At 72.1% G+C, this 14,672-nt stretch carries 14 protein-coding genes; 10 read left to right on the forward strand and 4 right to left on the reverse strand.

The genetic code is table 11. From position 1 onward, the window contains the following. The first annotated feature begins 23 nt into the window (after window positions 1–23). Together AC1DXT_RS18770 and AC1DXT_RS18775 are read left to right on the forward strand one after the other, a co-directional pair. A complete protein-coding gene (locus AC1DXT_RS18770) occupies window positions 24–542 on the forward strand; it encodes a SixA phosphatase family protein (protein WP_477062811.1) in 519 nt (172 codons plus the stop codon). Between the two features lie 157 nt (window positions 543–699). After that, window positions 700–1,080 carry a hypothetical protein gene (locus AC1DXT_RS18775; protein WP_477062812.1) on the forward strand — a complete coding sequence of 127 codons (381 nt, stop codon included), beginning with the start codon at window positions 700–702 and terminating at the stop codon, window positions 1,078–1,080. A 54-nt stretch (window positions 1,081–1,134) separates the two neighbouring features. Here AC1DXT_RS18775 and AC1DXT_RS18780 read toward each other — a convergent pair whose 3' ends face one another. The 3 genes from AC1DXT_RS18780 to glgC are packed head-to-tail and all read right to left on the reverse strand — an operon-like array spanning window position 1,135 to window position 4,138. After that, complete coding sequence (locus AC1DXT_RS18780; protein WP_477062813.1) at window positions 1,135–2,211, reverse strand: DUF4037 domain-containing protein; 1,077 nt, start codon at window positions 2,209–2,211, stop codon at window positions 1,135–1,137. After that, a complete protein-coding gene (serB, locus tag AC1DXT_RS18785) occupies window positions 2,208–2,852 on the reverse strand; it encodes a phosphoserine phosphatase SerB (RefSeq protein WP_477062814.1) in 645 nt (214 codons plus the stop codon). The genes AC1DXT_RS18780 and serB overlap by 4 nt, the downstream gene beginning before the upstream one ends. A 44-nt stretch (window positions 2,853–2,896) precedes the next feature. After that, a complete protein-coding gene (gene glgC, locus AC1DXT_RS18790; RefSeq protein WP_477062815.1) occupies window positions 2,897–4,138 on the reverse strand; it encodes a glucose-1-phosphate adenylyltransferase in 1,242 nt (413 codons plus the stop codon). A 111-nt stretch (window positions 4,139–4,249) separates the two neighbouring features. Between glgC and glgA the strand changes: the two genes are divergently transcribed. Then, window positions 4,250–5,476, forward strand: coding sequence for a glycogen synthase (glgA, locus tag AC1DXT_RS18795; protein WP_477062816.1), 1,227 nt, complete (start codon window positions 4,250–4,252; stop codon window positions 5,474–5,476). Between the two features lie 4 nt (window positions 5,477–5,480). On the opposite strand, the gene AC1DXT_RS18800 is transcribed toward glgA, so the two are convergent. Continuing rightward, window positions 5,481–6,269 carry a hypothetical protein gene (locus tag AC1DXT_RS18800; RefSeq protein ID WP_477062817.1) on the reverse strand — a complete coding sequence of 263 codons (789 nt, stop codon included), beginning with the start codon at window positions 6,267–6,269 and terminating at the stop codon, window positions 5,481–5,483. 86 nt (window positions 6,270–6,355) lie between these two features. Between AC1DXT_RS18800 and AC1DXT_RS18805 the strand changes: the two genes are divergently transcribed. From AC1DXT_RS18805 to AC1DXT_RS18835, 7 genes are all read left to right on the forward strand, one after another. Then, window positions 6,356–7,150 carry an ABC transporter ATP-binding protein gene (locus tag AC1DXT_RS18805; RefSeq protein ID WP_477062818.1) on the forward strand — a complete coding sequence of 265 codons (795 nt, stop codon included), beginning with the start codon at window positions 6,356–6,358 and terminating at the stop codon, window positions 7,148–7,150. Between the two features lie 94 nt (window positions 7,151–7,244). After that, window positions 7,245–7,679: an NfeD family protein gene (locus AC1DXT_RS18810; protein ID WP_477062819.1), complete on the forward strand. Its 435-nt coding sequence runs from the start codon at window positions 7,245–7,247 to the stop codon at window positions 7,677–7,679. A 54-nt stretch (window positions 7,680–7,733) separates the two neighbouring features. Further along, window positions 7,734–8,897 carry an SPFH domain-containing protein gene (locus AC1DXT_RS18815; protein WP_477062820.1) on the forward strand — a complete coding sequence of 388 codons (1,164 nt, stop codon included), beginning with the start codon at window positions 7,734–7,736 and terminating at the stop codon, window positions 8,895–8,897. Between the two features lie 98 nt (window positions 8,898–8,995). After that, window positions 8,996–9,664 (forward strand): TetR/AcrR family transcriptional regulator, encoded by a 669-nt coding sequence (locus AC1DXT_RS18820; protein WP_477062821.1) that lies wholly within the window; start codon window positions 8,996–8,998, stop codon window positions 9,662–9,664. Further along, window positions 9,658–11,403: an ABC transporter ATP-binding protein gene (locus AC1DXT_RS18825; RefSeq protein WP_477062822.1), complete on the forward strand. Its 1,746-nt coding sequence runs from the start codon at window positions 9,658–9,660 to the stop codon at window positions 11,401–11,403. The genes AC1DXT_RS18820 and AC1DXT_RS18825 overlap by 7 nt, the downstream gene beginning before the upstream one ends. Then, window positions 11,400–13,394 carry an ABC transporter ATP-binding protein gene (locus tag AC1DXT_RS18830; RefSeq protein ID WP_477062823.1) on the forward strand — a complete coding sequence of 665 codons (1,995 nt, stop codon included), beginning with the start codon at window positions 11,400–11,402 and terminating at the stop codon, window positions 13,392–13,394. The genes AC1DXT_RS18825 and AC1DXT_RS18830 overlap by 4 nt, the downstream gene beginning before the upstream one ends. A 42-nt stretch (window positions 13,395–13,436) precedes the next feature. Further along, window positions 13,437–14,663 (forward strand): MFS transporter, encoded by a 1,227-nt coding sequence (locus AC1DXT_RS18835; RefSeq protein WP_477062824.1) that lies wholly within the window; start codon window positions 13,437–13,439, stop codon window positions 14,661–14,663. The last annotated feature ends 9 nt before the right edge of the window (window positions 14,664–14,672 follow it).

The raw sequence follows: 14,672 nt of genomic DNA on the forward strand, positions 1-14,672 counted from the left end.
CCCCCGAATGGCACTCTGAGCCGGTGAGGCCCGACACAGGCACCCGGCGACTGCTCCTGCTGCGCCATGCCAAGGCCGAGCACCCCGACCTGATCTCGGACATCCAGCGGCCGCTGTCGCTGGTCGGTCGGCGCCAGTCGGCACGCGTGGGCGCGGGCCTGGCGGCGGACGAGCTGGTGCCGGACCTCGTGCTCTGCTCGGCGAGCGTGCGGACGCGGCAGACGTGGGACCTCGCCCGCGCCTCGCTCGGCGCGGACCCCGACGTCCGCTACCTCGACGACCTGTACTACGCCGGCTCACGCGCGCTCATCGACCTCGTGCGCGCGGTGCCCGCCGACGTCCGCACGCTGCTCGTCGTGGGTCACGAGCCGACGATGTCGCAGTCGGCGGTCGCGCTGGCCGGTCCCGACTCGGACCCCGCCACCCTGGCCCGCGTGCGGGTGGGGGTGCCGACCGCGAGCCGGTCCCTGCTGGAGGTTCCCGACTGGGACGCCCTCGAGATCGGGACGGCGACGCTGCGCACGCTCGTGCTGCCGGGCTGAGGTCTGTACCACGCGCCAGTCTTGGCCGCGCCGCCCGGGGAAGCTGCCGGACGTCGGCGAGCTGGACGGCCCGCCGCTCTACGACGATGGCGTCCGGGCCAAGCCCCTCAAGGCTGGCGTGCCGTCTGCCGTAGTTGTGGACAGGGAGGCGAGCCACATGACCACCACGCAGCAGGTCCGCACCGTTACGCACGCCAGCGCGACCGCCGAGCAGCTCCGCGCGCGTCGGCATGAGCACGTGGCCCGGGCCAGGGCCGCCCATCTGCTGCTCGCGGCACGCAGGGCGCGCCACGGTGCCGACGCCGCAGCCGTCGCCGCAGCCGCCGCCCCCGACGACGAACGGCTGATGCGGCAGGCACAGGCACTGGAGTCGACGGCAGACCATGTCGAGACCGCCGCGACCGCCGCCCGCCGTGAGTGGGCGCTGGCATCGTTGGCAGCGGACGACCGGCTGCGACTCTTCGTCGACGCCGACATGGCGTGCGACGTTCCGACGCAACGAGCCGATGCCCACGGCGCCGGGCAGCAAGCTCGCTAGGACTGACCAGGTACCGGCCGGGCCGGCAAGGCCCGTGCCAGACCTGGGCCGAGGTCAGTACAGGCCGCGCAGGACGTCGGTCCTGTCGACGTCCGACGTGAGGTCGGTGCTGGCGCTCACGAGGTCGATCCCGCCCACGAGCGGTCTGCCGCACAGCGCACGCACCTCCGGGTCGGTCACCGCTGCGGCGAGGAGCCGGGCGACCGACGCGCCGTCCGCCACCGCGAACGGCCGACGATGGAACGGCACGGTCCGCTCGGGGACGCGCTCCGTCAGACCGAGCGCGTTGTGCCGGCGGAGCAGCTCGACGAGCACGTCGCCGAGACGTTCCTGCCGCACCTCCCAGCGGTCCGCGGTGAGCGTCGAGGCGATCGACTCGCGCACCGTCGCGGCCGAGGGGATGCGGGCGAGCGCGGTCCCGAGCCACTTGTCGTACGGGGCGTACCGACGCTCCTGGAGGAAGGCCAGCTGCACGGCGGTGCGGCAGAGGCGGGCCGTGACCAGGCGGGACCCCAGGTCGTCGCCCGCCATGCCCGCCCGTGGGGCCAGGTGCTCGTCCTGACCGATCGCGGACCACGCCGCCGCCTGCTGGTACAGCCACACGTCGTGCGGGTAGTACGCCAGGCGCGAGCGGACGGCCCCGAGGCCGAGGTCGTCGTGGAAGACGGCTCCGGCGGTGAGCTCGAGGAGCCGCTGCTGCGGGACGACGAGCCAGTCGGCAACGGTCGTGGGCTCGACGGGGCCGAGCAACCGCCGCAGCATGCTGTCGAGCGTGAGGATCTGCACGCGATGGTCGACGGGCCCGGTCGCCGTGGCGGGGCCGAGCCCGCGTGTGCCGTCGGGAGCAGGCGCCGCGGCCCGGGTCGTCCAGCCGCCCACCTGGCCCGGCAGCCGGTGGCGCAGCTCCTCGTGCAGGTCCCGCGCGTGCGTGGCGTGGTCGGCCGCCGACAGGAGCACCTGCAGACGCGGACCCCAGTCGTGGTCGGTCGAGGTCGCGTCGTCGAGGCCCAGCACGTCCGACCCGGGTCCGACGAGCGCGGCCGTGTGCGCGAGGTCCCGCTCGGCCAGCACCGGGCAGACCTCGGTGTAGAGCATCCGCGCCAGGTCGAGACCCGGCACGAACGCGGTCACGACGCGAAGACCGGCAGGGCGAGGACGGAGTCCAGCCGGTCGCGCACCACGGCGTCGGCCGCGGCGCACAGCAGCGGCTTCGCGTTGTAGGCGATCCCGAAGCCGGCAGCGACCACCATGTCGATGTCGTTGGCGCCGTCGCCGATGGCGATCGTGCGCTCCATCGGGATCCCGACCGAGTCCGCGTACTCGCGCAGGGTCCGCGCCTTCGCCGCCCGGTCCACGACCGGGCCGCTCACCCGGCCGGTGAGTCGGCCGTCGACGACCTCGAGGGCGTTCGCCCTGGTCAGACTGATGCCGAACGACGCGGCGAGGGGACCGACGATCTCGATGAACCCACCGGAGACCAGGCCCACGGGCCACCCGCGGGCACCCATCTCTGCCACCAGCTCCGCGGCACCCGGGGACGGCTCCACCTCGGCGAGCACGTCGGCCAGCACGGAGTCCGGCAGCCCGGCGAGCGTCGCCACGCGCTCGTGCAGGGACTCGGCGAAGTCGATCTCACCGCGCATGGCCCGCTCGGTGATCTCGGTGACGAGCTCCTCGGAGCCCGCTCGGGCGGCGAGCATCTCGACGACCTCGCCGGTGATGAACGTCGAGTCGACGTCCATCACGACGAGGCGGGGCGGCTGCGGGCTCACGGGACGGCAGGGTAGCGGCGCGGGCCCACGGGTGCGCCCCCTGCTCAGTCCGTGATGACCGAGCCCTTGGGGACGACCGTGATCCCGGACTCCGTGACGGTGAAGCCGCGCGCGCGGTCGTGGTCGTGGTCGAGCCCGATGCGGACGCGCTCCGGCACCACGACGTTCTTGTCGATGATTGCGCGGTGCACCTGCGCGTACCGGTTCACGTGCACGTCGTCCATGAGTACCGAGTCCGTGACCTGCGCCCACGAGTGCAGCCGCACCCCCGGGGAGAGCACGGACCCGGACACCGTCGCGCCCGAGATCAGCACGCCCGGTGACACGACCGAGTCGACGGCGTGGCCGAGCCTGCCCGCTCCGGCGTGGACGAACTTGGCGGGCGCCATGCTCATGTACCCGCTGTAGAGGGGCCACTCGTCGTTGTAGAGGTTGAACACCGGCTCGATCGAGATGAGGTCGATGTTCGCCTCGTAGAACGCGTCGATCGTTCCCACGTCGCGCCAGTAGTCCCGGTCGCGCGGGGTGGAACCGGGGACGTCGTTGCGCAGGAAGTCGTAGACGCCGGCCGTGCCTCGCTCGACGAAGTACGGGGCGATGTCGCCGCCCATGTCGTGTCGCGAGTTCACGTTCTCGGCATCGGCCGTCACGGCCGCGACGAGGGCGTCCGCGTTGGCCACGTAGTTGCCCATCGACGCGAGGATCTCGCCGGGGGAGTCCGCCAGGCCCACGGGGTCGGTCGGCTTCTCGAGGAACGCCTTGATGCGCGTCGCGTCCGTCGGGTCCACCTCGATGACGCCGAACTGGTCGGCCTCCTCGATCGGCTGACGGATCGCGGCGACGGTGAACTCGGCGCCCGAGGCGATGTGGGCGTCCACCATCTGGGAGAAGTCCATGCGGTACACGTGGTCGGCTCCGACGACGACCACGATGTCCGGGCGCTCGTCCTCGATGATGTTGAGGCACTGGTAGATGGCGTCGGCGCTGCCGAGGTACCAGTGCTTGCCGACGCGCTGCTGCGCCGGGACCGCCGCCACGTAGTTGCCCAGCAGCGCGGACATGCGCCAGGTCTTGGACACGTGCCGGTCGAGGCTGTGGGACTTGTACTGGGTCAGCACGATGACGTGCAGGTACCGAGAGTTGATGACGTTCGACAGGGCGAAGTCGACGAGCCGGTACAACCCCCCGAAGGGCACCGCCGGCTTGGCGCGGTGGGCGGTGAGGGGCATCAGACGTTTGCCCTCCCCACCTGCGAGGACGATAGCGAGGACGCGCGGCGCTGCCATGGCACGACCCTAGGCCCAGGACGCGGTCCCAGCGAGGCGTGACCTCGCTCACGCGCTAGCGTGTCGGCGGGAGAACCGGTCGTCGGTGCCGGTGGCGAGGGGATGGTTGCTGTGCGTGTCGACCTGCTGACCCGGGAGTACCCGCCGCACGTGTACGGCGGAGCGGGCGTCCACGTCGCGGGTCTGACCCGCGTCCTCGAGCGCACCATCGACGTCCGGGTCCACTGCTTCGACGGCCCGCGCGACGCCCCGGGCGTGACGGGCTACTCCGTCCCCACCGAGCTCGCGGGCGCGAACGCCGCCCTGCAGACCTTCGGGATCGACCTCGAGATGGCCGACGCCGTGGGCGCGGTCGGCGCCGACGGCGTCGCGTCCGACCTGGTGCACTCGCACACCTGGTACGCCAACCTCGGCGGCCACCTCGCCGGGCTGCTGCACGGCCTGCCGCACGTGGTCTCCGCGCACAGCCTCGAGCCGCTGCGCCCCTGGAAGGCCGAGCAGCTGGGCGGTGGCTACGCCCTGTCCAGCTGGGCCGAGAAGACCGCGTACGAGGGTGCCGCGGCCGTCATCGCGGTGAGCGGCGGCATGCGCGAGGACATCCTGCGGGCCTATCCGAGCGTGGACCCTGCCCGGGTCAAGGTGGTGCACAACGGCATCGACCTCGACCAGTGGCAGCGGCCGACGAGCGACGAGGCGCTGGCGAAGGCGGCGGCGACGGTCCGGGCGCTGGGCATCGACACCACACGGCCGAGCGTCGTCTTCGTCGGCCGGATCACCCGGCAGAAGGGCCTGCCGTACTTCCTGCGGGCCGTCGAGCTCCTGCCGCCCGAGGTCCAGGTGGTGCTCTGTGCAGGAGCGCCGGACACGCCGCAGATCATGGCGGAGGTCACCGGGCTGGTCGAGCAGCTGCGCACCAAGCGGTCGGGTGTGGTCTGGATCGAGCAGATGCTCCCGCGCGACGAGCTGATCGCCGTCCTCATGCACGGCACGGTGTTCGCCTGCCCGTCGGTGTACGAGCCGCTGGGCATCGTCAACCTCGAGGCCATGGCGGTCGGGCTGCCCGTGGTCGGGACGGCCACCGGCGGCATCCCCGAGGTGATCGACGACGGGGTCACCGGCCGGCTCGTCCCCATCGACCAGCTGCAGGACGGCACCGGCACCCCGGTCGACCCCGAGCGGTTCGTGCACGACCTGGCCGAGGCCCTGACGGACGTCGTCGGCAACGAGGCCCGGACCGCCGAGTGGGGTCTCGCATCGCGCCGACGGGTCGAGGACCACTTCACGTGGGAGGCGATCGCCGAGCGCACGCTCGAGGTGTACCGGTCGGCCCTGGGCTGAGGGGTCAGGCCGTCACCTGGGACGCCGCCGCGGCCATCGCGCGGCGGGCCATCCGGTCCACCTCGCGCAGCGCCGTCGACCGCTGATCGGCCTGCCACAGGTTCACCGAGGCACCGTCGTCCTGCGTAGCCAGCGCCACGATCGCGCGGAGCCGCGCCGCGCTGGCGAGCACCCGGACGCGTCGGCCGTCGAGGCTGTCCGGCAGCCGCCACGCGGGCAGCTCGAGCTCGCGCAGCGCCGCCACGGTCTCGGCGGCGTCGGGACGCCACTGCGCGACGTCGAGGCGGACCAGGGCCTCGGTCGCCTGGAGCAGGCCCTGGCGCAGCTCCCGCTCGGCGTCCTGCAGCGACCCGGTCTGGGCGTGCACGGCGTGGCGCCAGTCCGCGACGTCGGAGAGCTCCCAGGTGACCAGGTGCCCGGGTTCGAGCGCGGACCCGAAGCGCTGCACCACGGGGACCGCGACGAGGCACTCCTGAGGGGTGCGGACCAGCACCGCCTCGCCGGCCTCGGTGGCCGCCGAGCTCACCGATGCCGGGGTGGCACCCGGGTCACCCGGGACGGGCAGCACCGCGGCGACGTCCCGGGGCGAGCCGGCGCACGCGTCGAGGAGCGCGCTCAGCGGTTCGTCGGTCAGGTCGTCGCGGAGCGGTTCGTCGTGCGAGGGCCGGCGCTGGACCGTGTGCGGCTCGTCGTCGGACTGCACGGCGTCGACGAGCACCGCGCGGTCGGTGCTCTCGTCCGCCAGCCAGAGCGCGAGGAGGACGGAGCGGGGGAGCTCCAGGGTCAGGTCCACGGGACAACGGTAGACGTGACCCAGCGCACCGACGAGCGGCCCGTCGCAGGCCGCCGACGTGCGGCTCGACGGTTAGGGTCGTGCCCATGACCGACGTGCTCGACCTGCAGGCCGTGACGATCCGCCGGGGAACGACGACGATCCTCGACGAGGTGACATGGACGGTCCGCGAGGGTGAGCGGTGGGTGGTGCTCGGCCGCAACGGTGCGGGCAAGACGACCCTCCTGCAGGTCGCCTCGGGCCGGATGCACCCGACCAGCGGGACCGCCGACCTGCTCGGCTCGCGGCTGGGGCGAGTCGACGTCTTCGAGCTGCGACCGCGCATCGGCCTGTCGAGCGCGTCGCTCGCGGACCGCATCCCCGCGGGGGAGAGCGTGCGCGACGTGGTGCTCACCGCGGCCTACGGGGTGACCGGCCGCTGGCGCGAGGAGTACGAGGCGCTCGACGACTCGCGTGCCACGGACCTGCTGGCCGCCTTCGGTGTGGCGCACCTGTCCGACCGCACGTTCGGCACCCTCTCCGAGGGCGAGCGCAAGCGTGTGCAGATCGCCCGCTCGCTGATGACCGACCCCGAGCTGCTGCTGTTGGACGAACCTGCCGCCGGGCTCGACCTCGGGGGCCGCGAGGAGCTCGTCGCCGCGCTCGCCGAGCTGGCCGGCGACCACCGCTCGCCCGTCCTGGTGCTGGTCACGCACCACGTCGAGGAGATCCCGCCCGGGTTCACGCACCTCCTGCTGCTGCGCCAGGGCAAGGCCTTCGCGGCCGGACCGATCGACCAGGTGCTCACGCCGGAGACGCTGTCGGGCGCGTTCGACCTCCCGCTCGTCGTCGACAAGACCGACGGTCGCTGGTCGGCGCGCGCCGCTTCCTCTCAGGGCTGAGCATTTCCCCACAGGTTCGCAAAGAACCCGTCTAGTATCGGTTGGACAGCAGGCTCCGTCGCCGGGACCTGCCTGACCGAGGGAGTGGGCACCGATGGGTTGGCTGTGGTGGATCGGAGCGGCACTGGCGCTGGGCATCCTCGAGATGCTCTCGCTCGACCTGGTGCTCGCGATGTTCGCCGGCGGGGCCATCGCCGGGGCGATCGCCTACTGGCTCGGAGCCCCGGTGCCGGTGCAGTTCGTCGTCGCCGCGCTGACCTCGGTCATCCTGCTCGCCACGCTCCGTCCGTGGCTCCTGCGTCACCTGAAGGCCCGGATGCCGCTGGTGGAGACCAACGCCGCGGCCCTGGTCGGCCGCGACGCGGTGGTCGTCTCGACCGTCACCGTCGAGGGTGGCCGCGTGAAGCTCAACGGTGAGGTGTGGAGCGCCCGGGCGGATGCCGCCGAGGCCCTCCCGCCCGGCACCGAGGTGCGGGTGTCCCGCATCGACGGAGCGACGGCAGTCGTCGTCCCCGTCGTCGGCGCCTGACCCCCTGAACGACCGCGGGCAGCTCGCCCGCGAGTGACCCCTTCTGGAGGATTCATGGACGGCTTGGGCAGTGGGCAGATCGCCCTGTACATCGTGCTGGGGCTGGTCCTGCTGTTCGTCGTCATCGCGCTGGTGCGGGCGGTCAAGATCGTCCCGCAGGCCGTCGCGATCATCGTCGAGCGGCTCGGGCGCTACTCCCGCACGCTGGACGCCGGCCTGCACCTGCTGATCCCGTTCGTCGACCGGGTGCGCGCCGGCGTGGACCTGCGCGAGCAGGTGGTGTCGTTCCCTCCGCAGCCGGTGATCACCTCGGACAACCTCGTGGTGAGCATCGACACGGTCATCTACTTCCAGGTGACCGAGCCCAAGTCGGCGGTGTACGAGATCGCCAACTACATCCAGGGCATCGAGCAGCTCACGGTCACGACGCTCCGTAACGTCGTCGGGTCCATGGACCTCGAGCAGACGCTGACCAGCCGCGACCAGATCAACGGCCAGCTGCGTGGCGTGCTCGACGAGGCGACCGGGCGGTGGGGCGTGCGCGTCAACCGCGTCGAGCTCAAGTCGATCGACCCGCCGGACTCCATCAAGGGTTCGATGGAGCAGCAGATGCGCGCCGAGCGTGACCGTCGTGCGGCGATCCTGACCGCCGAGGGGTTCAAGCAGTCGCAGATCCTCACGGCCGAGGGCGAGAAGCAGGCCGCGATCCTGCGGGCCGAGGGTGGCGCCCAGGCGGCGATCCTCACGGCCGAGGGCGAGGCCCGGGCGATCCTGCAGGTGTTCGACGCCGTGCACCGCGGCGACGCCGACCCCAAGCTGCTGGCGTACCAGTACCTGCAGGTGCTGCCGAAGATCGCGGCGACCCCGTCGAACAAGATGTGGTTCCTGCCGTCCGAGCTGACCAGCGCGCTCGGCACGTTCGCGAAGGGGTTCGGCGGCGCGTTCACCGGGAGCGACGGGGGAGTCTCCGACTCGGGCCGCCCGGCCGGCACCTCGCCCCTGGGCGACGACCTGCCGCCGACCACGCTGGCGGACCCGGCCGAGGCCCTCGCCGAGGCGCGACGCGAGTCGGCCGCGGCCACCGCGGACGCGACGAGCTCCGGAACGCTGAGCGGTCTGCCGTTCGACCCGTCGGTCGAGCTCGGGCAGCGTCCTGGTGGGGGAGCGGTGCCCCCGCGGTCGCCGGAGCCGCCGCCGGAGGACGCGCCGACCACCTGACGCACAGGGCCGGACCCGACAAGGGTCCGGCCCTGCCACATGTTCGCCCACAGCGAACAGAGTTCCGGAGTGAGTGCTCACTCACTTACGGTCGCGTGGTGGACACCACTCTTCAGCCGCCGACCGGACGCGCGACGCCGTTGCCACCCGACGAGCGCCGGGCCGCCATCCTGATCGCCGTGCGACCCCTGCTGCTGCAGCGCGGCGCGGCCGTCACCTCCCGCGAGCTGGCCGAGGCCGCCGGCGTGGCGGAGGGCACCCTGTTCCGGGTGTTCACCGACAAGGTGACGCTGGTCCGCGAGGCAGTCCTCGCCGCGGTCGACCCGGCGGTGTCGGTCCCCGAGCTCGCGGCGATCGACCGCGCGCTTCCGCTGCGTGACCGCCTGGTCGCGATCCTGGCCCAGGGACTGGCGCGGGTCGGCGACTCCATGCGGTGGATGGCCCTGCTGCACGAGATCAGCCGGCTCGAGCCCGGACGGTCCCCGGGCGAGCACCGCGAGGCGGCGATGCGGATGTGGGGTCGGCGGCAGGAGGCCGGGACCGCGGCCGTCAACGCGACGCTCGCGTGGCTGCTGGAGCCCGACGCCGAGCTGTTCCGGCTGCCCGTCGACGACGTGATCGAGCTGCTCACCACGGTGCTGATGGGCTCGTCGATGCGGACCGTGGACGCGCTGCGGCGCGGGCTCGAGGTCCCACCCCCGAGCCCGGAGCGGCTGGCTGACCTGGTCCTGCACGGCGTCCTGGCCGAAGGGAGCCCGCGATGCTGATCACCCTGCTCAAGGAGCACCTGCGGCCCTACCGGAGCGCGGTCGTCGCCGTGGTCGTGCTCCAGCTGGTGCAGACCATCGCGACGCTCTACCTGCCCAGCCTCAACGCGCGGATCATCGACGACGGCGTGGCGCAGGGCGACACCGCGGAGATCATGCGGCTCGGTGGCGTGATGCTCGCGGTGAGCCTGGTGCAGGTGATCGCGGCGGTGATCGCCGTGTACTTCGGCTCCCGCACCGCCATGGCGTTCGGCCGCGACGTCCGCAAGCGGCTGTTCGGGCACGTGCAGACGTTCTCGGCGCAGGAGGTCGCCAAGTTCGGTGCCCCGACGCTCATCACCCGCACGACGAACGACGTGCAGCAGGTGCAGATGGTGGTGCTGCTGACGTTCACCCTGATGATCATGGCGCCGATCATGCTGGTCGGCGGCGTGATCATGGCCATGCGCGAGGACGTCGGCCTGTCCGCGGTGCTCCTGGTCTCGGTGCCCGCGCTCGGCATCGTCGTGGCATTGATCGTCACGCGGATGATCCCGTACTTCCGGTCGATGCAGAAGCGGATCGACGCCATCAACCGGGTGCTGCGCGAGCAGATCGCGGGCGTCCGCGTGGTGCGCGCGTTCGTGCGCGAGCGCCGGGAGTCCGCGCGGTTCGACGGGGCGAACACCGACCTCTACGACACCTCGCTGCGGGTGGGCAAGCTCATGGCGCTGATGTTCCCGGCGGTCATGCTGGTGCTCAACGCCACGACGGTCGCCGTCCTCTGGTTCGGGGCGCAGCGCATCGACGCCGGGCACCTGATGATCGGGCAGCTGACCGCGTTCCTGTCGTACATCGCGTACATCCTCATGGCCGTGATGATGTCGACGATGATGTTCGTGATGGTCCCGCGGGCCGTCGTGTCCTCCGAGCGCATCGGCGAGGTGCTGGACACCCGCACCTCCGTGGTCCCGCCCTCGCAGCCGGCGACGCTGCGCACCGGCCCCGAGTCGCGGCCCGGCCTCCTGGAGCTGCACGGCGTCGAGTTCCGCTACCCGGGCGCCGAGCGCGCCGTGCTGCACGGCGTGGACCTGGTGGCGGAGCCGGGGAAGACCACGGCCATCATCGGCTCCACCGGCGCCGGGAAGACGACCCTGCTCAACCTCATCCCGCGGCTGTTCGACGTGACCGGCGGCGAGGTGCTCATCGACGGCGTCGACGTGCGCGCGCTGGACCCCGACCAGCTGTGGACCCAGATCGGCCTGGTCCCCCAGAAGCCGTTCCTCTTCGTCGGCACCGTCCGCTCGAACCTCGAGTACGGCAAGCCCGGTGCGTCCGACGACGAGCTGTGGCACGCGCTCGAGGTCGCGCAGGCGCGCGACTTCGTCGAGGCGCTCGAGGGTGGGCTCGACGCGCCGATCTCGCAGGGCGGCACCAACGTCTCGGGCGGTCAGCGTCAACGCCTGGCGATCGCGAGGGCGCTGGTACGGCGGCCGAACATCTACCTGTTCGACGACTCGTTCTCGGCGCTCGACTATGCGACGGACGCGCGGTTGCGGGCGGCGCTGGTGCCCGAGACCCGGGAGGCCACGGTGCTGGTGATCGCGCAGCGCGTGGCGACCATCCGGAACGCGGACAGCATCGTGGTCATGGAGGACGGCCTGGTGGTCGGCGTCGGCACGCACGCCGAGCTGCTGGAGTCGTCGGAGACCTACCGGGAGATCGTGTACTCGCAGGTCAGCGTGGAGGAGGCGGCATGAGCACCGAGGAGCGCGAAGCCACGCCGCAGCGGCTTCCCCCGCCCGGGCGCGGCCCTCGTGGCGGCGGCCCGATGATGAACCTCGGCATGCCCGGCGAGAAGTCGATGAACTTCCGCGAGTCCGCGTCGCGGTTCCTGCGCGAGATGCGCGGCGAGCGCGCACCCATGGCCCTCATCGTCGCGCTCGCGATCGCCTCGGTGTTCCTGGCGGTCATCGGGCCCAAGCTGCTCGGCAACGCCACCAACATCATCTTCGACGGGGTCATCGGCACCCAGCTGGGCTCCGCGTTCCCGGCCGGCACCACCACCGACCAGGCGGTCTCGGCGCTGCGCGCGAGCGGGCAGGACACGTTCGCGGACGTCGTCGCCGGCAGCGGGGCCGTGCCCGGGGTCGGGATCGACTTCGACCGGCTCTGGCAGCTGCTGATGATCGTGCTGCTGATCTACGTGGGCTCGTTCCTGTTCGGCTGGCTGCAGGGGCGGTTGACCGCGGTCGTCGTGCAGCGCGTCGTGTACGGGCTGCGTCAGCGGGTGGAGGCCAAGCTGTCGCGACTGCCGCTGCGGTACATCGACGGCCAGCCGCGCGGTGAGCTGCTGAGCCGGGTGACCAACGACATCGACAACGTCGCGCAGACCCTGCAGCAGACGCTCTCGCAGCTCATCACGTCGGTGCTCACGGTGGTCGGCGTGCTGGTGATGATGTTCCTCATCTCGCCGCTGCTGGCCGTGATCGCGCTGGTCACCGTGCCGCTCTCGGTGATGATCGCCGGGGCCATCGCCAAGCGGTCGAGGCCGCAGTTCATGGAGCAGTGGGCGTGGACCGGCAAGCTCAACGCGCACATCGAGGAGATGTACACCGGGCACGCCCTCGTGACCGTGTTCGGTCGGCAGGCCGAGGCGGCCGAGGTGTTCGCCGAGCGCAACGAGAAGCTCTACGACTCGAGCTTCCGGGCGCAGTTCATCTCCGGGATCATCCAGCCCGCGCTCGGCTTCGTCGCCAACCTCAACTACGTGATCGTCGCCGTCGTCGGCGGGCTGCGGGTGGCGTCCGGGACCATGACCCTCGGTGACGTGCAGGCGTTCATCCAGTACAGCCGGCAGTTCACGCAGCCGATCACGCAGATCGCGTCGATGGCCAACCTGCTGCAGTCCGGCGTGGCCTCGGTGGAGCGGGTGTTCGAGCTGCTGGACGCCCCGGAGCAGTCGCCCGACCCGACGGACCCGACCCCGCCGGTCCAGCCCACCCGGGGGCGGGTCGCGTTCGAGCACGTCGCGTTCAGCTACTCGCCGGACAAGCCGTTGATCCATGACCTGTCGCTCGTGGCGGAGCCGGGGGAGACCATCGCGATCGTCGGACCCACGGGCGCCGGGAAGACGACGCTGGTCAACCTGCTCATGCGGTTCTACGAGGTGGACGGCGGCCGGATCACCCTCGACGGCGTCGACACCCGAGAGCTGACCCGCGACGCCCTGCGCTCGCAGATGGGCATGGTCCTGCAGGACACCTGGCTCTTCGGCGGCACGCTGGCGGAGAACATCGCGTACGGCGCCGACGGTGCGACCCAGGAGGAGATCGTCGCCGCGGCGGAGGCGACGCACGTGGACAAGTTCGTGCGCACGCTGCCCGACGGCTACGACACGACGGTGGACGACGAGGGCTCGAACGTCTCGGCGGGCGAGAAGCAGCTGCTCACCATCGCGCGCGCGTTCCTGGCCGACCCGGCGATCCTCATCCTCGACGAGGCGACCTCCTCGGTGGACACCCGCACGGAGGTGCTGGTCCAGCAGGCGATGAACGCGCTGCGGCACGGGCGGACGTCATTCGTCATCGCGCACCGCCTGTCCACGATCCGCGACGCCGACACCATCCTCGTCATGGAGGACGGCGCGATCGTCGAGCAGGGGTCGCACGACGAGCTCCTCGCCGCCGGTGGCGCATATGCCCGGTTGTACGCGAGCCAGTTCGCCGCCGCGGTGGCGCCGGTGGACTGACGTCCCGGAGAACGCCCTGAGCAGGCACGTACGCTCGGGCGCATGTCATCCCAGGGGTTCCCGCGCGACCGCATGACGATCGCGTTCTACGGCCCCTTCGTGGTGTGGGGTTGGTTGCTCTACAGCTTCAACCCGAGCGTGCCGCTGCTGGCCGACGAGCTGGGCATCTCCGCCGCCCAGGCCGGGCTGCACGGGACCGCGATGGCCGTCGGAGCGATCGCGGCGTCGCTCGCCACACCACGGCTCGTGCGTGCGCGGGGTCGGCGGGGTGCGATCGTCGTCGCGTCCGTGCTGGTGGCCGTCGGTGCGTGCGGCATCGTGGCGGCCCCGGGTCTGGTCTGGAGCCTCAGCGCGATGGTCGTCGTGTCGCTGGGCGGCAACGTCGCCATCAGCTCGACGCAGGCAGGGCTGGCGCTGCAGCACGGCAGCAAGGCGTCCGCGGCCCTGACCGAGGGCAACGGGGTCGGGTCCTCGGTCGGGCTGCTCGGCCCGCTCGCCGTCGGCGCCTGTGTGGCCGTCGGCTGGGGGTGGCGCCCGGCCGTGGCCGTGACGGCCGTGCTGGCGCTCGCCACGGCCGTCGTCGTGTCGCGGATCCCGGTGGGCGGGGCGATGACACCACCACACGCCCCCGACACGGCGGTCGCTCCGCAGCCCGGGGTCAGGACCGGGAGCAGGGTTCCCGCCTGGTGCTTCCTGGTGACGCTGGTGGCCGCGATCCTGATGGAGTTCGCCACGACGTACTGGGCGACGGGCCTGGTGATCGAACAGACCGGTGCTGGTGCGGGCATCGCTGTGGCGACGACCGCAGGGCTGGTGGCGGGAATGTCCGCGATCCGGTTCGTCGTCGGGCCCCTCTCGCTCCGGGTGCCGCCCGCCATGCTGCTCGCTGTCGCGTTCGTCGTGGCGATCGGCGGGTGGGCGATCCTCTGGACCGCGACCACGCCGTGGGTGGCGATGGCCGGGCTGGTGGTGGCGGGGTTCGGGTACGGCGCCACCTACCCGTTGTCGATCGCGCTCCTGCTGGCGACGGCCCCCGGGCGAGCCGACGCGACCCAGGCGCGCGCGACGCTCGTCGGGGGTCTGGCGATCGGGGTGGGGCCGTTCGCCCTGGGGGCGTTGTCCGACGTCGTCGGGACGCACCAGGCGTTCCTTGTGGTGCCCGTCGTCGCAGTGGTGGGCGCGGTCGGCGCTGTGGTGGGCGGACGAGCGGTCCGCGGCGAACCTGTGCCCGTGGTGGAGCCCGTCCCGGATGTCGCGGCGGATCGATAACGATTTCGG

The organism is Cellulomonas sp. P1_G12_2 (assembly GCF_056405535.1).